At 59.4% G+C, this 24,968-nt stretch carries 21 protein-coding genes; 14 read left to right on the forward strand and 7 right to left on the reverse strand.

The genetic code is table 11. The features are described 5' to 3' along the window. The first annotated feature begins 174 nt into the window (after positions 1 to 174). The 3 genes from GSQ93_RS29235 to GSQ93_RS29245 are packed head-to-tail and all read left to right on the forward strand — an operon-like array spanning position 175 to position 6,073. On the forward strand, positions 175 to 3,366 hold the full coding sequence (locus GSQ93_RS29235; protein ID WP_158939154.1) for an efflux RND transporter permease subunit: 3,192 nt from the start codon (positions 175 to 177) through the stop codon (positions 3,364 to 3,366). Positions 3,367 to 3,407: 41 nt separating this feature from the next. After that, a complete protein-coding gene (locus GSQ93_RS29240; protein ID WP_254074157.1) occupies positions 3,408 to 4,607 on the forward strand; it encodes an efflux RND transporter periplasmic adaptor subunit in 1,200 nt (399 codons plus the stop codon). Positions 4,608 to 4,618: 11 nt separating this feature from the next. After that, the gene (locus tag GSQ93_RS29245; protein WP_158939158.1) at positions 4,619 to 6,073 is read left to right on the forward strand and encodes an efflux transporter outer membrane subunit; all 1,455 of its coding nucleotides are present in this window, start codon (positions 4,619 to 4,621) and stop codon (positions 6,071 to 6,073) included. Positions 6,074 to 6,452: 379 nt separating this feature from the next. Here the strand turns inward: GSQ93_RS29245 and GSQ93_RS29250 are convergent, their stop codons facing one another. Together GSQ93_RS29250 and GSQ93_RS29255 are read right to left on the reverse strand one after the other, a co-directional pair. Next, positions 6,453 to 7,160, reverse strand: coding sequence for an MgtC/SapB family protein (locus tag GSQ93_RS29250; protein WP_158939160.1), 708 nt, complete (start codon positions 7,158 to 7,160; stop codon positions 6,453 to 6,455). A 1,131-nt stretch (positions 7,161 to 8,291) separates the two neighbouring features. Further along, positions 8,292 to 9,767 (reverse strand): PLP-dependent aminotransferase family protein, encoded by a 1,476-nt coding sequence (locus GSQ93_RS29255; protein ID WP_158939162.1) that lies wholly within the window; start codon positions 9,765 to 9,767, stop codon positions 8,292 to 8,294. A gap of 213 nt (positions 9,768 to 9,980) precedes the next feature. Between GSQ93_RS29255 and GSQ93_RS29260 the strand changes: the two genes are divergently transcribed. Then, positions 9,981 to 10,343 (forward strand): hypothetical protein, encoded by a 363-nt coding sequence (locus GSQ93_RS29260; RefSeq protein WP_158939164.1) that lies wholly within the window; start codon positions 9,981 to 9,983, stop codon positions 10,341 to 10,343. A 12-nt stretch (positions 10,344 to 10,355) separates the two neighbouring features. Here the strand turns inward: GSQ93_RS29260 and GSQ93_RS29265 are convergent, their stop codons facing one another. After that, on the reverse strand, positions 10,356 to 10,817 hold the full coding sequence (locus tag GSQ93_RS29265; RefSeq protein ID WP_158939166.1) for an MEKHLA domain-containing protein: 462 nt from the start codon (positions 10,815 to 10,817) through the stop codon (positions 10,356 to 10,358). A gap of 131 nt (positions 10,818 to 10,948) precedes the next feature. Beyond that, positions 10,949 to 11,365 carry a DUF302 domain-containing protein gene (locus GSQ93_RS29270; RefSeq protein WP_158939167.1) on the reverse strand — a complete coding sequence of 139 codons (417 nt, stop codon included), beginning with the start codon at positions 11,363 to 11,365 and terminating at the stop codon, positions 10,949 to 10,951. 91 nt (positions 11,366 to 11,456) lie between these two features. Here GSQ93_RS29270 and GSQ93_RS37840 point away from each other — a divergent pair, with 91 nt between their 5' ends. The 3 genes from GSQ93_RS37840 (at position 11,457) to GSQ93_RS29280 (ending at position 13,944) form a co-directional block, all read left to right on the forward strand. Next, on the forward strand, positions 11,457 to 11,756 hold the full coding sequence (locus tag GSQ93_RS37840) for a hypothetical protein (protein ID WP_216857696.1): 300 nt from the start codon (positions 11,457 to 11,459) through the stop codon (positions 11,754 to 11,756). Between the two features lie 81 nt (positions 11,757 to 11,837). Beyond that, positions 11,838 to 12,884: a tryptophan--tRNA ligase gene (gene trpS / locus GSQ93_RS29275; protein ID WP_158939169.1), complete on the forward strand. Its 1,047-nt coding sequence runs from the start codon at positions 11,838 to 11,840 to the stop codon at positions 12,882 to 12,884. A 250-nt stretch (positions 12,885 to 13,134) separates the two neighbouring features. After that, complete coding sequence (locus GSQ93_RS29280; RefSeq protein WP_158939171.1) at positions 13,135 to 13,944, forward strand: class II aldolase/adducin family protein; 810 nt, start codon at positions 13,135 to 13,137, stop codon at positions 13,942 to 13,944. Positions 13,945 to 14,014: 70 nt separating this feature from the next. Here the strand turns inward: GSQ93_RS29280 and GSQ93_RS29285 are convergent, their stop codons facing one another. Beyond that, positions 14,015 to 15,007 (reverse strand): ABC transporter substrate-binding protein, encoded by a 993-nt coding sequence (locus tag GSQ93_RS29285; RefSeq protein WP_158939173.1) that lies wholly within the window; start codon positions 15,005 to 15,007, stop codon positions 14,015 to 14,017. A gap of 286 nt (positions 15,008 to 15,293) precedes the next feature. Between GSQ93_RS29285 and GSQ93_RS29290 the strand changes: the two genes are divergently transcribed. The 7 genes from GSQ93_RS29290 (at position 15,294) to modA (ending at position 23,770) form a co-directional block, all read left to right on the forward strand. Then, positions 15,294 to 16,004 carry a PadR family transcriptional regulator gene (locus GSQ93_RS29290; RefSeq protein ID WP_158939175.1) on the forward strand — a complete coding sequence of 237 codons (711 nt, stop codon included), beginning with the start codon at positions 15,294 to 15,296 and terminating at the stop codon, positions 16,002 to 16,004. 23 nt (positions 16,005 to 16,027) lie between these two features. Beyond that, the gene (locus GSQ93_RS29295; protein ID WP_158939176.1) at positions 16,028 to 16,846 is read left to right on the forward strand and encodes a siderophore-interacting protein; all 819 of its coding nucleotides are present in this window, start codon (positions 16,028 to 16,030) and stop codon (positions 16,844 to 16,846) included. A gap of 52 nt (positions 16,847 to 16,898) precedes the next feature. Beyond that, the gene (locus tag GSQ93_RS29300; protein WP_158939178.1) at positions 16,899 to 18,152 is read left to right on the forward strand and encodes an MFS transporter; all 1,254 of its coding nucleotides are present in this window, start codon (positions 16,899 to 16,901) and stop codon (positions 18,150 to 18,152) included. Between the two features lie 84 nt (positions 18,153 to 18,236). Continuing rightward, the gene (locus GSQ93_RS29305) at positions 18,237 to 19,220 is read left to right on the forward strand and encodes a helix-turn-helix domain-containing GNAT family N-acetyltransferase (RefSeq protein WP_158939180.1); all 984 of its coding nucleotides are present in this window, start codon (positions 18,237 to 18,239) and stop codon (positions 19,218 to 19,220) included. A 554-nt stretch (positions 19,221 to 19,774) separates the two neighbouring features. Beyond that, the gene (locus tag GSQ93_RS29310; protein WP_158939182.1) at positions 19,775 to 20,644 is read left to right on the forward strand and encodes a DMT family transporter; all 870 of its coding nucleotides are present in this window, start codon (positions 19,775 to 19,777) and stop codon (positions 20,642 to 20,644) included. A gap of 205 nt (positions 20,645 to 20,849) precedes the next feature. Further along, positions 20,850 to 22,925: a TonB-dependent siderophore receptor gene (locus GSQ93_RS29315; protein WP_216857697.1), complete on the forward strand. Its 2,076-nt coding sequence runs from the start codon at positions 20,850 to 20,852 to the stop codon at positions 22,923 to 22,925. After that, positions 22,922 to 23,770 (forward strand): molybdate ABC transporter substrate-binding protein, encoded by an 849-nt coding sequence (gene modA, locus GSQ93_RS29320; protein ID WP_158939186.1) that lies wholly within the window; start codon positions 22,922 to 22,924, stop codon positions 23,768 to 23,770. The genes GSQ93_RS29315 and modA overlap by 4 nt, the downstream gene beginning before the upstream one ends. Positions 23,771 to 23,780: 10 nt before the next feature. On the opposite strand, the gene GSQ93_RS29325 is transcribed toward modA, so the two are convergent. Both GSQ93_RS29325 and GSQ93_RS29330 read right to left on the reverse strand, forming a co-directional pair. After that, a complete protein-coding gene (locus GSQ93_RS29325; RefSeq protein ID WP_158939188.1) occupies positions 23,781 to 24,188 on the reverse strand; it encodes a RidA family protein in 408 nt (135 codons plus the stop codon). 20 nt (positions 24,189 to 24,208) lie between these two features. Next, positions 24,209 to 24,937 carry an amino acid ABC transporter ATP-binding protein gene (locus GSQ93_RS29330; protein WP_158939189.1) on the reverse strand — a complete coding sequence of 243 codons (729 nt, stop codon included), beginning with the start codon at positions 24,935 to 24,937 and terminating at the stop codon, positions 24,209 to 24,211. Positions 24,938 to 24,968: the final 31 nt, after the last annotated feature.

Genomic DNA, 24,968 nt, shown 5'->3' on the forward strand with positions numbered 1-24,968 from the left:
CTGACTCGAAGCTGACGCCCAGATGACAAGATCGTCATGTTGCGCACCCCGGTATTCGAAGATAACAACTTTGTAACCTTGCGGTCAGCACCGGGTAAAGACCGGTTGGTCACACTGGCCTCACGTTACGAAGTCTCCGCTCTCACAGCGCAGCTTATCTTCCGGGAATGTCCAATGTGGATTGTCAGACTGGCCCTGCGCAGGCCTTACACCTTCATCGTGCTCGCGATCCTGCTCTTCCTGATCGGACCGATCGCCATCATGCGTACACCTACGGATATTTTCCCGAATATTAATATCCCGGTGGTAAGCATTGTCTGGTCGTATAACGGATTCTCCGCGGAAGACATGGCGCACCGGATCACGTCGAACTATGAACGCGCGCTGACTTCGGATGTTGAAGATATCGAACATATTGAATCGCAGTCGCTCAATGGCGTCTCGGTCATCAAGATATTTTTTCATCCCGGCGCCGACATCAACCGCGCCATCGCCGAAGCCGGCTCGAATTCCGAATCCATCCTGCGCGTGCTGCCGCCGGGCACGTTGCCGCCAAACATCATTACGTACAACGCGTCGACGGTCCCTATCCTGCAACTGGGGTTGTCAAGCAATACGCTGCCTGAGCAAACGCTCTACGACCTTGGCAACAGCTTTATTCGCACACAGCTTGCCACGGTACAGGGTGCCGCCGTCCCGTTGCCCTTCGGCGGCAAGATCCGCCAGATCATGATCGATATCGATCCGCGTGCGCTGCAGGCCAAAGGCTTGTCGCCCAGCGACGTGGTCAATGCCGTCAATGCGCAAAATTTGATCCTGCCGGGTGGCACGGCCAAGATCGGCGCACTTGAATACAACGTGCAGATGAACGGCAGCACGGACAGCGTCGCGGCGCTCAACAACCTGCCGATCAAAACCGTCAAAGGCGGCGTGGTGTATGTACGGGACGTCGCGCAGGTGCGTGACGGGTATGCGCCGCAGACCAATATCGTGCGCAGCGACGGCAAGCGTGCTGCACTGCTTACGGTGGAAAAGACCGGCAGCACCTCGACGCTGACGATCATCGGGCAGATCAAGTCCATGTTGCCAAAGATCGCGGCGGGACTGCCGCAGTCGCTGCACATCACGGCACTTTCCGATCAGTCGGTATTCGTCAAGTCGGCCGTGACCGGCGTCGTGCGGGAGGCGGTAATCGCGGCATGCCTGACCGCGTTGATGATCCTGCTGTTTCTCGGCAGTTGGCGCGCAACGCTGATCATTGCCGTCACCATTCCGCTTTCGGTACTGACCTCGCTGATCGCGCTGTCCGCGCTCGGCCAAACCATCAACATCATGACACTCGGAGGACTGGCGCTGGCGGTCGGGATCCTGGTCGACGATGCAACCGTTGCTATCGAAAATATCACGCACCATCTGGAACGAGGGGCGCTTCTACACGACGCCATTCTCAACGGATCGGGCGAAATCGCGGTCCCGACCTTCGTTTCAACGCTCGCTATCTGCATTGTGTTCGTGCCGATGTTCCTGCTCTCAGGGGTAGCCCGTTATCTGTTTGTGCCGCTGGCTGAAGCGGTTGTGTTCGCAATGTGCGCGTCCTACTTTTTCTCGCGCACGCTGATTCCAACCCTCGCGATGTATCTCATGAAGATGCCGTCGAAAGACGGTAAGCCGGCACGCGGTCCGTTCGCTTTCCTGAAGCGATTCCAGGCCGGGTTCGAACATCGCTTCGAAAAATTTCGGCACGGCTATAAGGCGACACTCAGCCGCGCCATTGAAAATCGCCGCCGATTTCTGCTGGTGTTCATGCTGCTCTGCGTAGGGTCATTCGCGCTCGTGCCCTTCATGGGTCGCGACTTTTTTCCCGCTGTCGATACCGGCGAGATCCGCCTGCACATGCGTGCCCCCACCGGCACCCGGATTGAGCAAACCGCGCGTCTCGCGGACGAAGTTGAAGCGAAGATTCGCACAGTCATTCCGAAGTCGGACGAGGCCGCGTTGCTCGACAACATCGGTGTACCGGTGAGCGGTATCAACCTGACCTATGACTCGTCGGCGCCGGTCGGATCGGGAGACGCGGACATCATGATCACGTTGAAGAAAGGGCACGCACCGACGGCCGACTACGTCGCGAAATTGCGCAACGTACTGACCGCGTCGTTCCCCGGCACCACGTTCGCGTTCCTCCCGGCGGATATCGTCAGCCAGATCCTTAACTTCGGCCTCCCTGCGCCGATCGACATTCAGATCGTCGGCAACAAGCTCGATCAGAACCGCGTAGTAGCGAACAACTTGCTGGCGAAGCTGAGAACGGTGCGTGGTCTGGTCGATGCCCGTATTCAGCAACCCGGCGACGAACCTGCGATCAACGTCAACGTAGACCGGACCAAGGCGATGCAAGCCGGCCTTACGCAACGCGATGTCGCGCAGAACCTGTTGATCGCACTGTCGGGCAGCTCGCAGACCACACCGAACTTCTGGCTCGATCCGAAGAACGGCGTGAGTTATCCGTTGATGACCGAAGTGCCGCAATATGACATTCATTCGCTGCAGACGCTGGCGAACGTACCGCTGACGAAGGACGCGACCTCTTCGTCGCCGCAAAGCCTGTTGGGTTCATTAGGCACGATGTCACGTGGCACGCAGCAAGCCGTGGTCTCGCACTACAACGTGCAGCCCGTGCTCGATATCTTCGCTTCAGCACAAGGACGCGATCTCGGCGGGGTGGCCTCGGGCGTGACCCGGCTCGTGGACCAAGCGCAGGCGCGGTTACCCGCCGGCTCGTCGATCGTCATCCGCGGCCAGGTGCAGTCGATGAACGAATCGTTTAGCGGCCTTGGGCTGGGACTCGTATTCGCCATCGCACTCGTCTACCTGCTGATGGTCGTGAACTTCCAGTCGTGGATCGACCCGCTGATCATCATCAGCGGCTTGCCTGCGTCGCTGGCGGGTATCGCGTGGATGCTCTTCGCCACCCACACCACGCTCAGCGTTCCCGCGCTCACGGGCACCATCCTGTGCATCGGCATTGCAACGGCTAACAGCATTCTTGTTATCAACACGGCGCGAGAGATGTTGCAAGGCGGCGCCGCGCCGCTGACCGCTGCCCTTGAAGCCGGCTTCAACCGCTTCCGGCCTGTGCTGATGACCGCGCTCGCGATGCTGATCGGCATGTTGCCGATGGCGCTCGGCCTGGGTGACGGCGGTGAACAGAATGCACCGCTTGGGCGTGCCGTGATCGGCGGCCTGGCGATCGGCACGGTCTCCACGCTTCTTTTTGTCCCGGTCGTATTCGGCATGGTCCACGCGTGGATCGAAAAGCGTCGCTTGAAGAAAGCGGCGGCGCAAGCCACCCCGGCCGTTCAGTGACTGCCTTTAAACGAGCATAGACCATGAACCATCACAACGACATGCACAAACCACGGGCGTCGGCCGGTGAGACGCCAGCCAAGCCTGCTGCTGAGTCTGCCACCCGGCGACGCTTCATGATGCCTCTGGCATTCGGCGCTATTGCTGCCGCGTTGCTCGTGATCGGCATTGTTCCGAGACTGCACGCCAGCACCGCGCTGACCTCGCAAGCCGCTGCGCAACACGCGCTCAGTGTTTCGGTCATCAAGCCGCGCAGTGCCCCCGCCGTCCAGGAGCTCCTGCTGCCCGGCTCGGTGATGCCCTACGCCGATGCATCGATCTACGCCCGCACAAGCGGCTATCTCGAGCACTGGTACGCCGACATTGGCGCCAGGGTGAAGACAGGGCAAACGCTGGCCCTCATCCAGACACCGGAGCTCGATGCACAGCTTCGCCAGGCTCGCGCCGACGAAGCAACGGCACAAGCCAATTTCAACTATGCCAATGTCAGCGCGCAACGCTGGCAGGACATGCTGAAGACACAGTCGGTCTCGCAACAGGACACCGACACCAAGGTCAGCGACATGCAGGCGAAACGGGCCATGCTGCAGTCCGCCCAAGCCAATGTGCAACGCCTGTCCGAGCTTGTGTCGTACGAAAAGGTAAGCGCGCCCTTCGACGGCGTGGTGACAGCGCGCAACGTGGACGTAGGCGCGCTGGTCACGGCGGGCGGTTCGCCGGGTCTGTCCGCCATGCCCGGTGAACTCTTTCATGTGGAGCAGACGGATACGTTGCGAGTGTTCGTCGATGTGCCGCAAAACGATGCGCCTTACGTCACGCCAGGCACCGAGGTTTATCTGAGTGTGCAGCAATACGCAGGCAGGCGTTTCGCCGCGAACGTCGCGCGCAATGCCGGTGCGATCGATCCGGTCAGCCGCACGCTGCACGTGGAAGTGGATGTCGACAACCGCGACGGAGCGCTGATGCCCGGGGCCTATGCACAGGTACATCTGGCGCTGCAGAACGCCAGCCCCGCACTCGACTTGCCCGTGAGCGCGCTCCTGTTCAGACCCAATGGCGTGACCATTGCGGTTGTCGACAGTGCGGGTAAAACCGCCCTCAAGACCGTGACCGTCGGACGGGATTTCGGCACCCACGTAGAAGTCACGACCGGGCTCACGGCCACCGATCGCGTCATCGACAATCCGGGCGACGCCATCAGCCCGGGCGAGCCGGTGCAGATCGTTTCATCGGCCTCCTGAGGATCGTGCTCATGCATACGTCACCCTACAGGTCACCCTTCGCCCTCGCCCGCACGACGTTAGTCCTCTGCCTGGGCATCGCACTCAGCGCTTGCTCCACCTTGCCGGCCTACCAGAAGCCGGACGTTTCCGTTCCCGCGCACTATGCCGGCGCCGCAGGTTGGGCGCTCGCCATGCCCGCCGATACCCAGCCGCGCGGCCCGTGGTGGACGGTCTTCGGCGACCCGCAGTTGAACGCGCTCGAAAGCCGTATCGATGTGTCTAACCAGACGGTGAAGAAAGCAGTCGCCCAATTGCAGCAGGCACGCGCATTAGTCGACTATCAGCGTGCCGGCTTCTTCCCGACCGTGACTGCTGGCGCTTCCGAGAGCCGGTTCCGTACATCGCAGAACGTGCAGGGCCATTCGCTCGCGGGCAAGACCATACCCGACTCTTCCACCGGCTTGAGCGCTTCGTGGGAGCCCGATCTGTTTGGCCGCGTGAAAGACGCGACCGTCAACGCACAAGCGAATGCGGCTGCAAGCGAGGGCGATCTTGCAGCGGTGCGCCTCTCGATGACCAGCGACCTGGCGGTAGATTACTTCGACCTGCGTTCACTCGATACCCAAAAAAAACTCCTCGACGACACCGTGAACGCCTATGCCGACGCACTGCGCATCCTGAACCAGCAACTGAAAAATGGCGCGATCGACGCCTCGGCGGTTGCGCTGGCCTCGACGCAACTGGAAAGTACGCGGACCCAAGACACGGATATCGACGTCCAGCGCGCGCAGCTTCAGCATGCGATTGCTACGTTGATCGGCGAACCGGCATCGACGTTTTCCATTGCAGCCAATCCGCAATCATTCGTTATGCCATCTATTCCTCCCAACTTGCCTTCACAACTTCTGGAGCGCCGTCCCGATATCGCTGCCGCCGAACGACGCGTATTCGCGGCCAATGCGCAGATCGGCGAAGCGCATGCCGCGTTCTTTCCCGATCTCGCGCTGTCGGCGAGCGCCGGACTTGAAAGCACTTTTTTTGCACCGTGGTTGACGGCCCCCAGCCTCTTCTGGTCCATTGGTCCGCAACTGGTGGGCACATTGTTCGACGGCGGCCGGCGCGATGCCTCTCTGAAGAGCGCCGACGCACAATACGACGCCTCGGTCGCCGATTACCGGCAGACCGTGCTCGTGGCGTTTCAACAGGTCGAGGACAACTTGTCGGCACTCCAGTCGCTTCAGAGCGAAGCGGCAAGCCAGCAACGCGCGACATCGGCGGTCGGGCTTGCATTGAAACTGACGACCAACCGGTTCCAGGCGGGCGCAGTGAGTTATCTCGACGTGGTGACAGCACAGACCATCGCGTTGACCAACCAGCGCACTGCCGACCAGATCGATGCACGCAGGCTTGATGCAAGCGTGTTGTTATTGAAGGCGCTTGGCGGCGGTTGGCAAGGGCTTGCCTCCGCGCAAACGTCCGGGTGAACGCCTGCGCGGCGGTAGCAAGCAGTGGTCACGGTCTGGATTTATCGCCCGCTCAATGGGCGTGGTCATCGTGCTCTTGCGATTCGCGCCGGGAGTGCTTCCGTGCGTCGAAAATTCCCCAGATGGCAATCGCGAATCCAATCCCGAACCCGCAAGCCAACAACACATAAGTACTCATCTGCGACCTTAATAGGTGAAGCGACGCCTGGTGATGCGACCATCCGCTCATCCCGCCCGTAGCAGGTCGAACCGGCATGCCATGTAAGCATGAGTGCGCGCAGGCATCGCTGTCCCGCATAGTACCGATGCATCCTTTCAAAACCCATGCCATGCCCCACGCGCATGCGCACGCGTCACGCAGATGGGCCGTTTCCCAACGTCAGTCAGGCACGGGCACGGTATCGAGCGCGGCCCAGCTAACGCTCGATACGCCCTTGTCCATGCTGAGCCGGCTCGCGACGGCTTCAACCTTTGATTGATATTTCGGATGTGTTTCGAGCGTTGCGATCACTTCGACTCGCTGCGAATCGTCGTCGAGATCCGTGCTGCTCAGTCCCTGGAACGACAGCGGCGCGGACACCATCGAGTTGGTGATCAATGCCCGGATATTCACTTCGTCTTCCGCGCGGCAGACGACCGTCAGCACGTATTTGCGCACGAGGTCGGCGGAAGCCACCGGCGCGGTATTGATTGCGCGCCCGATCTCACGCAGCACGGTATTGGTGAAGAGGATCACCAAGGTTCCCGCGATGGCGGGTCCATAGTGTGACGCTCCGCAAAGAACGCCGACGGCTGCGGAGCACCACAACGTGGCTGCCGTGTTGATCCCCTGGATTGCCCCCTGATCGCGCATGATGACGCCGCCACCCAGGAACCCCACGCCGGACACCACATACGCCGCCATTTGAGCCACGGTTGACGTTCCGTTTCCCGTCAGGGTGCCAAGGATCACAAACAGGCAGGCGCCGCTGGTCACCAGCGTGATGGTGCGCAGCCCAGCCGTTCGCTGCCGCATCTGTCTTTCCAGACCGATGGCGATACCGCAAGACAAAGCAGCTAGCAGGGGAAGAATGTACTCATAGATCATAAAACGGTTCTTTGAATTGTAGTGTTCGCATGCATTGCTTGAGGATGACCGATCAAGCACTCTCAATGGCCGCGCCAGCGCACTGCCGGCGCGGCTCACCGTATTGTCTGCGTGTGACAGTCCGATGACAGCAGGCAAACTGCTCTGTTGAACAAATGCTGGCGGCAGGATTCCACACGTAAATCATGCTGTGGAGATCACACACCGGTGCTCACGATCGGCCCGTCAATAACAAGCATGCTAAGTGACGCGTTCGCTTTTAATCGCACAGGCGTATGGCGGTATAACAACCGCTATTTCATTGGATTTGCCATAGCGCGCGCGAGCACCCACGCTACGCGTGCGGCTGAAGTCGGGCGAGGTGGCACCGTGCGGGTGGCGCGATTGCTGAACAAGCGGACGTGACGAAACAAGCAGTCCAAAGTACAGGGTGATTCTCCAGGCGGATGGCTTGTTCGCTAAAGAAAAATGCCAGCAGCACAGAGATCGAGCGCGCGGGCGCGCGTCGAAGCAGGTCTACTCGCTTTCCTTAAGCAAGGTGATAGTCATAGGGCTTAAGGGATAACTGTCACTGTCCGTCATAACGGCTCCTTTTAATGCTGAGGACGCAATTGATACACGCCCGGTATGCACGTGTTGATGCATGCCGCACCGGTTCTTCATCAGAAGACAGCTACGAGCAAAAGCGGCCGCGACTATGAGCTCGCGGCAAGCCACCGTTCAGGCGCAGAGAACTGCTGCGGCCGATTAGCACTAATAGGAATGCACGGAAAAGTACTGCGACGCGCACCATTTGCCTGCTGGCAAGACGGCGGCTAGGAATTCAAGCACGGAGTCCTGCCGGTCAGGCAGCTAAACAATCCAAGGGTCGACGACTACAAGTGTCCAAGGCATTAGCCCGATTGATGACGATGGCCGAATTTTAGGCAGCCGCTAAATGACAAGTCAACAGTATTCGCTAGCCAGAGCAGAAATAAGCAACTGGCTGTTGTCTGCCTCTTCGAACTCTCCGGTAAAACACGCAACGCACGGCGCATAAGCTGGCGGTTGGAAATATGAAAGTTTGAAGAAAGACCTTGGCGATATCGAGCGTAACGAGGCAGCCGCTATTTTTATCAAGCGTTGTTGCCGCTAACCAATTTCGCTGGCGAGCCGTCCAAGCCGCTGCAATGCGTCGTCGACGGTTTGATCGAATGGTTGGGGACAGCTCAAACGAATGAACGAAGCGAAGCGCTGTGAATTGGAAAATATGGTCCCGGGCGCAATGCGAATGCCCTGCGTCAGCGCCTCTTCGAAAAGCCGGCCCGAATCCGTACCGGCCGGCAGCTCTACCCAAAGTACTACGCCGCCAACCGGCACGCTAAGCCGCGTACCGGAAGGGAAATAACGCGCGATAGCATTGGCAGTAGCGTCCCGCTGCGTCCGCAAACGCTCGCGCAACTGAAACAGATGCCGGTCGTACGCGCCTGACCCGATGAATTCCGCGGCAACGAGCTGAGACAGGCTTTCGTTGTTCCGGCTCTGTGCATACTTGAGCATCTTGACGCGCGCGTGCCATCGTCCCGACGACATCCACCCTAGCCTCAATCCCGGTGCCAGGACCTTATTCAACGACGCGCAATGAATCACGCCGCCGTCGCGATCCCATGCCTTTACAGGCTTGTTCTGCCCAGCGTCATCAAGCAACTCCCTATACGGCTCATCCTCGATCACCGCAACCTTATGCCGCGCGCAAAGCCGGACGAGTTCAGCCTTTCGTTCGTTGGGCATCACGCTACCCAGCGGATTCTGCAGATGCGGCACGACAACCACGGCCTTGATGTTCCCGTAGGCAAGCAGTGCCATTTCCAGTGCTTCGAGTGACATCCCGGTTGTCGGGCTGGTGGAAATCTCGAGCGCGCGCAAACCCAGGCTCTCGATAATCTGCAACAAGCCGAAAAACGCCGGGGATTCTATCGCTACCGTATCGCCTGCCTGAGTGACTGCACGCAGCGCCAGGTTCACCGCTTCCACCCCGCCGGTCGTGGCAATCACTTCATCGGGCGAAAGCGTCATCCCCGCCGAAAGAGCCCGTTTTGCAATCGCTTGCCGAAGCACGGCACCAGCTGTTTCTCCTCCGGCTTCTGTCAGCAGCGTCGGCTGGTGTCGCAGGATTTTTATTGTCAGCGCTTGCAGCCGTGCAGTCGGGTACAGCGACGCCGCGGCCGTTGCTCCAGCCAGGTTTAGCGCTTCGGGAAACCGTTGGGCTTGCGCGATCACTTTCGAAATGGATTCGTGCAGACCGACGAACTGCGCCTCCATGGGAACAGATGGGTTGTCCGGTTCATCGACACTCGGTAAGGCCGGCGCCGTCCGCCGGCGAACGAAGTATCCGGAGCGTGGTTTGGCTTGCAGCCAGCCTGCGTCCTCGAGTCGCCGGAAGACCTGCAGCGCCGTCGAGAGGCTGACCTGGTGCCGCTGCATCAACACCCGGACCGACGGCATGCGATCGCCCGGGACGAGCGTCCCTGAGGCGATCACGCGGCGGTAGTGCTCGGCGAGCCGCTCGTACAGCGGCTCGCCCGCCATGGGCAGGTCGCGCGGCGGTGTTTCAAGGGACATGGTCATTGTGCAGATGCTGCGGGTAATCCGTCGTTCGCGCCAGATACAGACGCCGGGAGATTGGACGGAAACAGATGGGCCATTGCGAATCTGTTGCGCAGCAGATTGTACCGCGCTGAATCTGTCGCCAAGCGAGGCACGTCACTAAGCTTGAGCTGTACTTAAGCCCTCTTGGTAGAGGGTTTGACATCAATCCAGACAACCGAAAAAGGTGCCCTCATGCAAGCAATCAGGCAATGTTTCTACCCGGGGAAATTTCATGCCCAACATCAGCGCGCCGGAACGCAGGTTGTCGCCATCGATGGCGCGCTTCGATTGACCTACCGTGATCCTGCTTTGGACTGGCTTTTGAATGTGACGTCTCCCATCGCAGTCGACATCGAGGAAGGGGGATGCCATGTGCTCCCCTACGACACGTTCGTGGAAATCGAAGCGGTCGGATTTTCAGCGGTCAACGGGCTTGTCAGCGTGCCCGGGAGACGATCGGCCGTCATTGCGGTTATCGGCAAAGGGATCGCATGGTTTGAATCTCATGTGCGCGCTAACGGTCAAAGATCGGCCAAGCGGAAAATACAGGGCTAATGGCGGTGCCGATTAAACGTCCTTCCACTGGCGATAAGTCGCGGCCTGACCGCAATAGGTCCCCTCGCGATTGACCAGGTTCCAGACCGTCACGTTCTCGATCCAGAAGCGTCTTCCCGACTTGGCTATGCGAAGCCCACGGTATCCGCTTGCATATCCTTTGGTTCGCACCGATTCCAGCAAACCGTCACGCTCCTCGCGGTTAGGATGTTCCGCCGACAACCGGGAACGCAGCGCCGTCATTTCGTCCCACGAGTATTCGAAACATCGCTGCGCTGCCCGGTTTGCGTAGACAAACCGCGGGTCGGCGTCCGTGTTGTGCGCGACAACACAAAATGGCGCGTCTTCGTATAACCATCGCGCGGCATCGTCCTGCAAGACTTCCGCATCGAGCAACGGCGTACCCACTATCCGGCGATGGCTGTCCGTCAGCAGGTCGCAGAAGTGGGGGTCGAGGGCGAGTGACATCGTCATGGGTCGAGTCTTGAGAGTTTGAGAGTTTAGGATTTCGGGCTACGATGGTACCGCGCCATACAAAATCCTGTCTCCGCGAAAGTAGGCGACATCCATTTTTCGAATGCTTGTTCGCGCGTCATTGCATGTGGCTAAGCCAGGGCCGCGCTTAGCAACATCGGCATTGGCTTCAGCGGAGCGATCAGGTTCGGGACGACTTTATAGTCTAGTTCAAGCGTCTTTGTCACGTCCTGATAGTCCACCCATACGCCGCTCGCGGGGTCTTCCCACACAACCGCCTTCAGCGGTAGCTCAAGCGCTGCGTGCGGATTGGCTTCCATGACTGGCGTACCTGCTTTTGGATTGCCGAACAGAAGGAGCCGTGTGGGTCTTAAGCTTATGCCACTCTTCGCAGCGGCGTCGCTCTGGTCGATATCGGCGAAGAGTGTCACGCCGCGCTCGGCCAGCGCTGCCTTGATCCGGGTAACGGTCGCCTCGAAGTTGTATTTGCTTCGCAGCGTAACGACCGAGGAGGGGCAGGGTGCCGCGGTGTCAGTTTGTTCGGGCATGGTGGGTGTCGTCCAGAAAGTGAAATATCGAGCATGTTTTTCATGCTACCCGTGTCAACGTCTCTCTATAATGCGCCGCGCCAGCGGAGACGTGAAGAACGTCGCGTTCGGAGTCGACTCGGCTGACGCCTATGCAGCAGCCACCGCCCTCGGCATTGACGCAGTGATGACGGGCTCACCGCGCGGCATGCGCATCGAAAAGCAATCGCAGTGGCAAAACAAGCGCAGACGCGACGAACTGCGCGGTCGCAGAGTAGCTTACTCAAGCGCCGGGCATTGGCAGCAAGCCCTGCTCTATGGCATTCTTACGCCATGTCTGCAATCAACCCGGCTACTGCTCATACCTGGTGTCGCTCCTGAAGGAGCGGCACTGTCACGTGTTTTTCAATGACCATGACCGCCGCAGTCCGGCCGACATGGTTGTATCTCCCGGTTCGCTCGTGCTGCGATGGTCCTCCAAGAGAATCCGTTCATGCACGATATTCACGACACCCCGTCATCCGCACCTCGCCTCACCGTACTGACCGGTGACCGCCCGACCGGGCCGCTGCATCTGGGCCATTATGTCGGCTCGCTGAAAACCCGGTTGGCGCTTCAGGAAACACACACGCAATACCTCCTCGTGGCCGATACCCAAGCCATGACCGACAACGCTCATGATCCGGACAAAGTGCGTCGCAATGTACTGGAAGTGGCGCTGGACTATCTGGCTGTCGGTATCGATCCGGACAAGAGCACCATCGCCGTCCAGTCTGCTCTGCCGGCGCTTGCCGAATTGACCCTCCTCTACCTGAACTTTGTCACGGTTGCGCGTCTCGAACGTAACCCGACGATCAAGGAAGAGATTCAGGCACGCGGCTTTGGCCGCGACATTCCGGCGGGCTTTTTATGCTATCCCGTGGCGCAGGCCGCCGATATCACCGGGTTCAAGGCTCATGTTGTTCCGGTAGGAGAGGACCAGGCGCCTCTGATCGAACAGACAAATGAAATCGTTCGCCGCATCAACCGGCAAGCAGGCGTCGATGTTCTGCCGGAAGCCGAGGCATTGATTCCGACAATGGGCCGCCTTCCCGGTGTCGACGGCAAAGCCAAGATGAGCAAATCGCAGAACAACTCGATAGCGCTCTCTTCCTCGCCCGACGCTATACGCGAAGCGGTGAAACGCATGTACACCGATCCGAACCATCTGCGCGCAGCTGATCCGGGGACCGTAGAAGGCAACATGGTCTTTACGTACCTGGACGTATTCGACGACGACCGCGCCGAGGTGGAGCGTCTGAAAGCAGCGTATCGCGCAGGAGGCCTTGGCGACATGGCGCTCAAGCACAGGCTGGAGGATAAGCTTCAGGCACTGATTGCGCCCATACGGGAACGGCGGGAACGATTCGCCCAAGACCCGGGATACGTCTTTAGTGTGCTTAGGGAGGGCACCGAGCGCGCCAAGGCTATCACGCAGCAAACGCTGGATGAGGTGCGCAAGGCGCTAGGGACATTTACCTTCGATTCGGTAAGCTCTTAGAAATAATGCGCATCGCTTGCGAGTGCCACCCGGATACGATCGATATGGTTATCTGCATTTGATATTTAACCTTTGCGGGCCCGGGTGCTAGCCTTTGAGACTGTTCACTGGCGCCGACCGATTGAACCTTCAGATTGAATTCAGCCAGTTCGCACCAGGGACACTTGCCGGGACCCGCCTTGGCCGCTAGCGGCCAGAGCTCATCCGGACGAGTCAGAACGCCGCTTGACCGCCAAAGGACATCCAAACAATGAGCACCCTCACCGACCCGCCCGTCCTCACCCTGCACGGCACCCCCGTCCGCAAATTCTGGTTCGATGAAGTCCCGGCTCCGGCAACGCCCGCAGCCGAACGCCGGCATCGCCTGGAGCGGCTAGCGGGCGCGTTTCGCCTGTTCGCCCGATACGGTTTCGATCAAGGCCTGGCCGGCCATATCACTGCGCGCGATCCTGAATGGCCCGATCATTTCTGGGTCAATCCGCTTGGGCGTCATTTCGCACGCATGCGGGTTTCCGACCTGCTGCTGGTGAACAGCGCCGGCGAGATCGTGGTCGGCAAGGGTCCGGTCAATCAAGCCGCGTTTGCGATTCACGCGGCGATTCACGAGGCGCGTCCGGACATTGTCGCGGCTGCGCATACGCATTCTCTATACGGAAAAGCGTGGTCGACCCTGGGACGCAAGCTTGATCCGCTCACTCAGGATTCTTGCTCATTCTATGAGGATCACGAACTATTCGATGATTTCCAGGGCGTGGTGCTCGACACCAAGGAAGGCGCGCGCATTGCCGAGTCGCTGGGTTCGAGCAAAGCGGTGATCCTGAAGAATCACGGCATCCTGACCGCGGGTCCGACGGTAGAAGCGGCTGCATGGTGGTATCTCGCGCTGGATAACGCGTGCCATACGCAACTGCTCGCCGAAGCCGCCGGTACGCCTCAGCGCATTCCGCACGACGTGGCAGCGCTCACGCACGAGCGGGTCGGCCGCCCCGGAGGCGCGCTGTTTTCGTTCGAGAGTTTGTATGAAGGCCTGGTGGAGGCCGAACCCGATCTGCTTGATTGATTTGAAACGGAACCGGGCGCTGAGTGCTTAAGGCGCTGCACCACGCATCGCCTTAAGCACTCAACCACGTTCAAGCCTTGGCGATCTGCGTATCGGAGATAGCGCGCACATCGATCCTTCTTGGCAGGATCGCATCGCGGAAAGCGATATCCGCAACCCGCTGTAACGCGACAATATCGTTCTCGGCGACAAAGCGTTGCTTCAACGCAGATCGCGCAGTAATGGTCCTGGCGGCATCGAAAGGAAGGCGAGTGAGCGACGCGTAGACACGCGCGTACGCATCGGGATTGGCGAGCGCCCAATCACCCGCGCGCTGCAAACGCTGCAGCACATCTGCTATAGCGAGGCGCTTCAGTGGATCCGCCGCCGCGGTGCCGGACGCCGTTACAAATCCCAGACCGCTATTGATCCCCGTACCATCCCGCAACACCCGCGCACCCCGTTGAACTGCGGTCCCGAAGTACGGATCGAAGGTCGCCCATACATCGATACTTCCCGATTCAAACGCGGTGAACGCATCGACCGGCAATACGAACCGCACTGAAACGTCCTCGCGTGAAAGGCCGGCTTCTGCCAGCGCGCCATAAAGCTGGAACTGCGAAATGCTGCCACGTGCCGACGAAACGAACACCGTGCGTCCCTTGAGCTCCGCCACGCTGCGCAGCTTCGAATTCGCTGGAACGAGGATGCCCAACTGCGAGCCCGAGCCAACGCGTGTCGCAACAATCTTGAGTGTCGGATCGCCAACAGCCGCCGCCAGCACAGGCAAATCTCCGGCGGGCGCCAAGTCGACAGCACCCGCGCGCTGCGCTTCAAAGAGCGGCGCAGCACCCTGAAAATTAGCCCACTTGAAGGCATAGGGCGTGCCGTCGAGCACCTTGGCCGCCTCGGCCAGCGCGCGTGTGCCGCCCGCCTGATCGCCCAGCACAAGCGTGACGGAACTCAGGGCAACGTCCGCTGCCCTCGCCTCCGACCCGAAACCACCTAGCGCAACGACAGCCGGCGCGGCACCAAGCAGGCGCAATGCGCGCCGCCGTCCAGCGAAAATATTGGAACCATCCATCTGCATCAATCCTCACGGGCGAAATCAGCGCCCAGAGTAGCGATGCCGCGCCCCCTTGAGAATGATTCAATTCCGATATGGTTATGAGCGCGGGATACTTAAGCATTGCAGGTTCCAGCGCAGCCGATCGAGGCCGGTGGCGACGCATGCGAGCCTCGGGATACCCGCTAGGACACGGCGCCGTATCCGCGCTCCACGCCCCTGCGCATCTCTCCGAAAAATATTGACAACGTATCTTAAGATATATATCTTAAGATCTGTTTTACGATAATCACGGAGTTCTACGATGCGACATCACCGAAATCGCGAGTTCGCTCGCCCCCAAGCTGGATTTGAATCTTCAGACCGTTTCTCCATGCATGCCCTGTGGCATGCAATCGGTCGCCACCACCACCGCCATGACGACGACGGCCGCTTCCCAGGCGGCCCAGGAGGATTCGGCGGCCGCGGTGACGACGGCATGCCGCGCGGCCGCAAATTCACCTCCGACGACCTCCAGTTGCTCCTGCTCGCGCTGCTGGCTGAAGCACCGCGCCATGGTTACGAGCTAATCAAAGCCCTGGAAGTTCGCTCGAACGGTTTTTACAGCCCGAGTCCGGGCATGGTCTATCCGGCACTGACTTACCTGGAAGAACTGGGCTATGCAACGGTTGAAGTGGAAGGCAATCGCAAGCGTTATGCGTTAGCCGAACCCGGCCGCAATTACCTGACGACCAACCGCGAGCGCGTTGACCTGATGCTGGCCAAGCTAAGCCATTTCGCCCGCAAGATGGATTCAGTGCGCCGCGCGTTTGCAGGCGAAGCAGGCGATGAAAACGGCGACGCTAACGGCGACAGCAACGCATGGCTGCCGGAATTCATCCAGGCACGCCGCGCCCTCAAGCACGCGTTGCTAATGCGAACCGACGCACCCGCTAGTGAGCAGCGCCGCATTGCCGCCATCCTGGCGCGTGCGACTGCCGAGATCGAAGGGAAAACCGCCGGCGATCCGGCTTGAACCAATACTTAAGAGTACACACAATGCAAAACAGCAGACCTGATCTGGCGGTCGGCCGCGTCCGCCATCAACTCAAATTCCGCCTGGCTCAAGTCAAGCGCGTTCAACCGCTTACGCCCCACCTCGTGCGCATCACGTTAAGCGGTGACGATCTCCGCGACTTTGAATCCGCGTCCTTCGACGACCATATCAAGGTCTTCTTTCCGCCGCCCGGAGCCGACAAGCCGGTCATGCCCTCGGCCGGCCCGAATGGCCCGGTGTTCCCCGACGACCAGCCGCGGCCAATCGCACGTGACTTCACCCCGCGTCGATACGATCGCGAAACATGCGAGCTCGATATCGAGTTCGCGCTGCATGAAGCAGGACCCGCGGCGACATGGGCGGCGCAAGCGAAGGTAGGGCAGTATCTGGGAATTGGCGGCCCGCGCGGTTCCTTTACGATTCCCACGGGTTTCGACTGGCATCTGCTGATTGGCGACGAAACCGCGCTCCCTGCCATTGCACGTAGACTGGAAGAGCTGCCGCCGGGAACCCGCGTGGCTGCGCTGATTGAAGTGGAAGATCCGTCGGCGCGCATCGACTTTACGACGCAAAGCGACCTGTATGCCGAATGGCGCTACCGCAACGAATCGGACTTCCCCGGCGGGGCCCTGTTGCTGGCCTTGCGCGAGATGTATCTGCCGACCGGTGAAGGCTACGTTTGGGCCGCGGGCGAAGCCACGATCATGCGTGCTGTGCGCCAGCACTTGTGCACGGAGCGAGGTGTCGACAAGACCCGGATTCGCGCAGCAAGCTACTGGAAACGCGGCGCCGAAGCGGTTCACGAAAACATCGATGACTGATTGGTGATTTCTCTGCTTTAGCCGCTCAAAAAAATTTAATAAGGATGGCTATATGTATAGTCTCGACGCGAGTCGCGAGCGGCGCCTTCTCTGGCTGCTTGCACTCACGCAATTCACCATCATCATGGACTTCATGGTGATGATGCCGCTCGGCCCGCAAATCATGCAGAGCTTTCAAATTTCACCGGCCGCGTTCGCCACCGCTGTTTCAGCTTATTCGTGGTGTTCCGGTCTCTCGGGGCTGCTTGCCGCCACTTACATTGATCGCTTCGATCGACGCCGCCTCATGTTAGCGGTCTATGCGCTGTTCGCGCTGTCGAACCTTGCATGCGCCTGCGCCACCAGTTTTCCGATGCTGCTGATCGCACGCGCTTTTGCGGGCATCACCGGCGGCGTGCTGGGATCGGTCATCATGGCGATCGTTAGCGACGTGATTCCCGCCGCTCGCCGCGGCGCCGCGACCGGCACGATCATGACGGCCTTTTCGCTCGCCGCAGTGGCGGGCGTCCCGGCCGGTGTTTTGCTGGGTGCGCACTTCGGCTGGTTCACGCCGTTCATCTTGCTGGTGGGTTTGTCGGTCCTGATCTGGCTGGCCGGAATGCAGATCGTGCCTTCGCTTACCGAACATCTAAGCCGCAAGCAACCTCCGTTAGGCAGCGTGCTGCCTACGCTGTGGCGGCTGGTGTCGAACCCGCGTAACGCCACCGCGTTCGCGCTTACGTTCATCGTGATGGTCTCGCAGATGCTGGTGATCCCGTTCATCTCGCCCATGCTCGTGGCTAACCATGGCGTTGCCCCGGCACAGTTGTCATGGCTCTACATGGCGGGCGGCGCCGCGACGTTCTTCACAGCGCGGCTTGTCGGCAAGCTCTCTGATCGTTACGGCAGCCGCCGGATGTTCCGCCTGCTGGTGGTGCTGTCTCTCGCGCCGGTGCTGTTTATCACGCACCTGCCAAACCTGCCGTTTATCGCGATGGTACTGCTGTTCCCGGTGTTCATGGTGATCGTGTCCGGCCGCGTGGTGCCGATGCAAGCGTTACTGACGACCGTTCCCGAACCGTCCAACCGCGGCGCTTTTCTCAGCACGAACAGCGCGCTGCAAGCGCTTGGTGCCGGTTGCGGTGCCTGGCTCGGTGGACTGTTCCTGTCGTTCGATGCGCATGGGGCTATCCGGGGTTATGGCGTCAACGGCTTGCTGGCCGCAGCGCTCGTGTCATTCGCGGCAATTTGGGTCGGCCGCGTGAAAGCGGCGTCAGAGAGATCGGTTACGCCGCCCATTGCTGCAGAGCCGCTGGGGGAAGCGTAGTTGCTTCAGCAAAGTTCTGTCTGACTTGAATAAGTTGCGCCTCGCAAGTATATTGGTTGCGAGGCGCAACTTATTGGAGCAGCCATGGACTACGTCGAGTTGTCTGAGAAATCGCGGGATCACACCATCCTCGAGCTTCGCGACTTTTCGCGAAAGCTGGTTCGCGAGCTGGGTTTCATGCGCAATACGCTGGCCGACAGCGACCTCGCGCCGTCAGCCGTTCACGCCGTGATTGAAATTGGCCTCGCGCCCGGGCTTCAGGCGCGCGACCTGGCCGACACGCTGCGGCTCGATAAGTCGAACACCAGCCGGCAGTTGGCAAAGCTCGAATCATTGGGACTGGTAACGCGGGAAACCGCTAGCGACGACGGTCGGTCCTCACGGCTCTTCCTCACGGCAACCGGCAAGAAATTGCGGCAAAAGATCGACCGCTTTGCGACCGATCAAGTCTCCAATGCGCTGCGGCGGCTGGTGCCTGCCGATCAGCAAACACTGGTTCGCTCGCTGGCACTTTACACGGATGCTTTGGCGCAGGACAACGTCAAGAAGACACCGCGAGCGGGTGCATCGATTGATGAAAAAATCATGGAGGGCTATCAACCAGGATGTATTGGAGACATAGCAAGCCTGCATGCTCGCTTTTATTCTCAGGTTGCGAGCTTCGGCGTCTTCTTCGAAAAGAAAGTCGCCACTGAGTTGGCGGAGTTCGCCATGGCCTTGCCGTCTCCGGGCAAGGCGCTTTGGCTCTATGTAGAAAACGGCAGGTCGCTTGCTTCAATCGCCATAGACGCAGACCACGCCAATGCCCGGCTTGCTCATTTGCGCTGGTTTATCGTCGACGAGTCGTTGCGCGGCTCAGGTGTCGGACGCCGCCTGCTCTCAAAGGCACTGGAGTTTGTCGACCGGGAATTCGATGAGACGTATCTCTGGACCTTTAAGAGTCTTGATGCGGCACGGCATCTCTACGAATCGTCAGGTTTCCAATCGACCGAGGAAGCGGAAGGTTCGCAGTGGGGCACCCATGTGATCGAGCAGAAATTCAACCGGCGCTCGGACCGGACGTCTTAGCAAATCATGTTTGATGCAGACTAAAGCTAAGCGCGTATGACGTCGCATTGGAAGATGTAGTCAAATATCACGCACTGATGAAACGAAAGCTGGCCGTGGAGTGTTGAAAGACGAGGCGATCCGGCAGGCGTGTCGTGCGCTGCAGGCTAAAGGCCAAGCGTGTTTTTCCGCCGGATCGCCTTGGACCGGCTAAGCAAGATAATGAACGACTCTATCTAGCCCGCCTAAGCGTTGCGCAACTGCCGACTAAGCGGTAATCTTGCTTCCATAGCACGCGACTCTAATCAATCCGCTTTCCATGACGAACCTTGCGCACATTTGCCTTGTCGCTATCGAGCCCGACTCGAAGGCTGGTCATGCGCGATTTAACGGTTCTAAGGGTTGCGGTTTCTCTGTATCTCCACCTGTCGCTTCTCCTCCGAACACCGTCTCGGCTGGCGCAGTAGCGCCGCCGCGCACGGGCGTTCCTGGCTGATCTCCCGCCCTTCGAGTCTTAGGCTTCCGGCCTGACCGCGCTCGCCTAAGGCCTTTATTCCCTCGACAGGTGAATACTCATGGCTTTTGTAAAAACCGCCGTCGCCGCGTACGGCTCGACGGCACTCTTTGTCCTGCTGTGGAGCAGTGGTGCAATCGTTTCGAAACTTGGACTCGATCACGCCCCGGCCTTCGCTTTCCTCGTCCTGCGTTTTGTTCTCGCATCAAGCGTTCTGGCAATGCTGGGTCTATGGCGCGGCCGCTGGTTACCGCCGCCCGGAACGCGTCTGCAAGTGGCGATCACCGGGGCGCTGCTGACCGGTGGTTATCCTATTTGCTATCTGCTTGCGCTGGATCGCGGATTGACACCCGGCATTCTTGCAACGTTGCTGGGCGCACAACCCATCCTCACGCTTGTGCTGGTGGAGCGTCGCTTGACCGCCGCACGCTTGGGCGGCCTGTTGCTTGCGTTGGGCGGTTTATCACTCGTTGTATTCGCAGCCGGCGACGCCGAGCGCTTCCCGCTAGCGGGAGTACTTCTTGGCTCGGCCGCGCTAGCGTGCATGACGATAGGCGCCATCCTGCAAAAACGCCTGAATCAGCAACCGACCGATGTCCTGCCACTGCAGAACGTTGTCGGCCTCCTGCTCGCCCTGTTGTTCGTACCGTTCGAGCCCATCATGTTTGTACCCAGCGTGGATTTTCTTATACCGTTGCTGTGGCTAGGCATCGTGATATCAGTTGTCGCGCAGTTGCTCTTCTACCGGCTGATGCAGGCCGGAAATCTGGTCAACGTCACGAGCCTCTTTTATCTTGTGCCCGTGGTCACTGCGGTCATGGATTATCTCGTGCTCGGCAATCGCCTGGCGCCTTTTGGCGTGGCCGGAATGGTGTTGATACTGGCAGGCTTGATGTTGGTATTTCGCGCCGCGCCAGCACGGAAACGCTAAGCGCTAAGCGCTTCATCGGTGGCTCGAATATCCGGCTAGGCATACCGGGTATTCGAGCCGAATCCGCAACTAGCCAATACGCGCCTGATTGTTTCGTTATATATTGCCGAACATATCGAAAATCGTTACCCGCAATTACATCACTACAACAACTATGCCTCGCCCTATTACTGTGTTTGGGGCGCTTACGCTTGCATCAGCAGGAATGAGCGCTTCGTTTGCCACGTACGCGCAAGAAGAGGAAGTCCAGCTTACCCCCGTTGTCGTCAGTGGCCTTGAGCCGGTGGCTTATCCGGCTTACCAGGTTGACCGCATAAGGGTTGGACCGCTTGGCTACAAGGATCTTCTGGATACGCCTTACTCCATTAGCGTCGTCCCCTCGTCACTCGCCGAGAACCAGCAACTTCAAAGTGTGCGGGAAGCGTTTCGCTTCATTCCATCGGTTCAGGGCGAAAATATTCGCCCCCAAACGCGCGGACTACAAGCGGGCGTGGTGCAAAACACCCGCGTGGACGGTCTCAACGTCGCAGCGACGACCGACTATCCGATCGAACAGTTCGACCGCATTGAAGTCTTGAATGGTCTGGCGGGTGCGCTCTATGGTCCCGCCAACCCGGCAGGTACGTTCAACTACGTGCTTAAGCGCCCGACTGCGGAACCCCTGCGCGAGTTCACGTTCGGTTATGCCTCGCGCGAGTCCTTGACCGAGCATATGGATCTTGGCGGCCATTTTGGTAATGACGATCGCTTTGGTTATCGGCTTAATCTGCTTAACCAGAACGGTGAGGGATATGCGGAAGGCAGTCGCTTGCGGCGCGAATTAGGCAGTCTCGCCTTCGATGTCCGCTTCACGCCGGATACGACACTCGAGACGAATGCGAGCACCTATCACTACCTGGATACTGGTTTTCCTGGGACATTTGCTTTGGCCAAGAATGTCCCGTTCCCGAGCGCGCCCGACCCGACCAAGACCGGGTACGGTCAGTCATGGGCGGGTGACGACAACGTCACCAACATGTTCAGCGCCACGCTAAAGCATGACTTCAACCAGGACTGGCATTTGACAGCAGGCGTGCTGCGCGAGACGAATGACCGGGCGTCGACGGTACCAACCAACACGATCACCAACAAGTCCGGCGCTTATACAACGACCACGGCCACCACCACGTACAGTCTCGATACGATCGTCAGCAACACGCTCGCGCTCAACGGGCGCACATGGCTGGCGGGCATGTCGCACGATCTGGTGGTGTCGAACACCGGCTTTTTCTGGAACCGCTACACCCCGTTCCAGACCGGCGCAATCACGCTGGGAAGTGCGAGCATTGACGATCCGCTCGGATTCGCCAAGCCACCACTGCCGGATTTCTCGAACCGCTACCGGTCGGTCAATACAGTCCAGCAATCGATCACGCTGGGAGACACGATCGGTTTCAATGAGCATTGGTCAACGCTGCTAGCGGCAAGCCAGAGCTGGATCACGGTGCATAACTACAACAAGCAGGGAACGACAACGAGCCAATACGACGCTAACGGCATAAGTCCAACTGCAAGCCTGTTGTTCAAGCCCTGGTCGAACATGACCGCTTACCTGACTTATGCGGATAGTCTGCAACAGGGCGATAGCGCACCGGCCGGCTCCGCAAATGCGGGCAATAGTCTTGCGCCGTATAGAAGCAAGGAATGGGAACTCGGCTACAAGGTGGACCTTAGCAGCATTAATCTTGGCGCTGCGCTGTACAGAATAAAGCGGCCGTATGCGTATGTAGGAACAGATAACGTCTTCGCTGAACAAGGCGAGCAGGTCAACCGCGGCCTAGAGCTCACCGCCAACGGCGCTCTGACGAGAGACCTGAACGTGTTCGCGGGCGTGTCGCTGCTCGACCCCCGCCTCTTCGATACCGGCTCGGCCGCTACGAGTGACAAACAGATCCTCGGGTTGTCGCGAGTCGTCTTCAATGCCTTGTTCGACTATAACGTCCCGATAGTTCCGGGCCTGGCGTTCAATCTGAATATCAACCACGCAAGCCGCCGGCCGGGCAACTTCTCGAACACGGACTTTGTCGATGGCTATACGATCGCAGACCTCGGTGTCCGCTATCAAACGAAGATTGCAGGCAAACATGTGGTGTGGCGTTTAGCCGTCGACAACATAACGGACAAAAGCTACTGGGCCAACATCACGCCGAGCGGCCAAAATGGTTTTAACAGCACAGACAACGGGACCGGCACGATTGGCGCGCCGCGGACCATTCGCGTCTCACTGCAGATCAATCTATGACACTCACTCATCCTCCCGTTCGTGGCGCGCTAGGCGCCATTTCCGCCGCCGTTTTATTGGCTGGCTTTGCGAATCAGGCGTCCGCTCAGGAACCGGTCACCGTATACGCTGCCGGCAGCATGGGCGGTGCGTTATCGTCTATTGCAAAACAGTACACGGCGGACTCAGGACAGAAGATCAATATCGTCACCGGGCCGGCTGGTCTGCTGCTTGAGAAAATTGAAGGCAACGCCCGAGCCGACATCTTCATCTCCGCGAACATGGCGCATCCGCAACGACTGACGGCGGAGGGCAAGGCAGCGCCGACCGTTGTGTTCGCGAGGAACCGTGTGTGTGTTGCCGCGCGCCCGGACGTTGGCTTGACAAGCGCCAACCTGCTGGACAAGTTGCTCGACCCTGCCGTGAAGATCGGCACGTCTACCCCCAAGGCCGATCCAGGCGGCGACTATGCGTGGATGTTGTTTGCCAAGGCGGACACAGTGCATCCGGGCGCCACCAAAATCCTAGAGGACAAGGCGCAACAACTGGTCGGTGGCCGCGTGACGCCGGACGTGCCCGCCGGGAAAAACCCGGTCAAGTACTTCATGGAAACGCGCCGGGTGGATGTGTTCATCGGCTACTGCAGTTCGCATGAAACGACGCCTGATGCAAGCGTTACTCAAGTCGAATTGCCGCCGAATCTGGCGATCTCCGCCGACTATGGCATGACCGTGCTCGACGGCCCGCAGAACAAGCTGACGCACGATGCCGCTTATCGATTCGCCCTGTACCTGATGAGTCCGCAAGCGCAAGCCATCTTGCCGCGCTACGGTTTCGGTGCGGTCGCGTTGGCGTCGCCGCAATAACAAGGTTGCGTTAAGACTTCACCGCGATCACATCGATTTCTACCAACCACTCCGGCCGGGCCAGTGCCGTCACGGTGAGCCCGGTCGACACGGCGTGCACGCCCTTCAACCAGCGCCCTACGACGCGATACACAGCCTCGCGGTAACGCACATCAGTCAGATAGATTGTCACCTTGCAGATGTCTTCCAGCTTGCTGCCCGCTTCTTCCAGCAGCATCTTTACGTTGGCCATGGCCTTCTCGGCCTGAGCCGCGGCGTCGCCGATACCGACTGATTCGTACGTATCAATATCCTGGCCAATCTGGCCTCGGAGGAAGATCATGTTGCCCGCAACGACCGCTTGCGCGAGGTCGTTATCGAGTGATTGTTCCGGATAGGTTATTTTCGTGTTGAACGGACGAATGCGAGTGTGTTCCATGAATGGTGTCTGGGATAAGTTCAATGCGTAAGGATGCGCGATAAAAACTGCTGCGCGCGTTCTGATTTGGCGCCTGCAAAAAACTGCTCGGCGCTCGCGTCTTCCAGGATCGCGCCACGCTCCATGAAAACGATGCGGTCCGCCACCTTCCGGGCGAAACCCATCTCGTGCGTGACGACCATCATGGTCATGCCCTCACGCGCGAGATCGACCATCACGTCGAGTACTTCGTTGACCATCTCGGGGTCGAGTGCCGACGTCGGTTCGTCGAACAGCATGGCGGCCGGCTCCATGGATAGCGCCCGCACTATCGCCACGCGCTGCTGCTGCCCGCCTGACAACTTCGCCGGGAACTTGCCCGCCTGCTCGCGCAGACCGACTCGATCGAGCAACGCCAACGCCTTGGCCTCTGCTTCATCGCGCCGCCGGCCGATCACCTTCACTTGCGCGAGCGTCACGTTGTCAAGCACGCTCATATGGGGAAACAGTTCGAAGTGCTGGAACACCATGCCAACTCGAGCGCGTAACGCCGAAAGACGCGTGGAAGGTGCGCCGACCGATACGCCGTCCACCACGATCTCACCGGATTGAAATGGTTCGAGCCCGTTCACGCATTTGATCAAGGTGCTCTTGCCCGAACCCGAAGGCCCGCATACCACGACGACTTCGCCCCGGGCAACGTGGGTCGTGCAATCGTCGAGCACCTTGAACGCGCCGTACTGCTTGCTAATCTGATTGATGTGAATCACGGTGGACTCCGCGTTGTTTTTAGCGGCGGTT

It is taken from the genome of Burkholderia sp. S171 (genome assembly GCF_009766085.1).
In the GTDB taxonomy this organism is placed as follows: domain Bacteria; phylum Pseudomonadota; class Gammaproteobacteria; order Burkholderiales; family Burkholderiaceae; genus Caballeronia.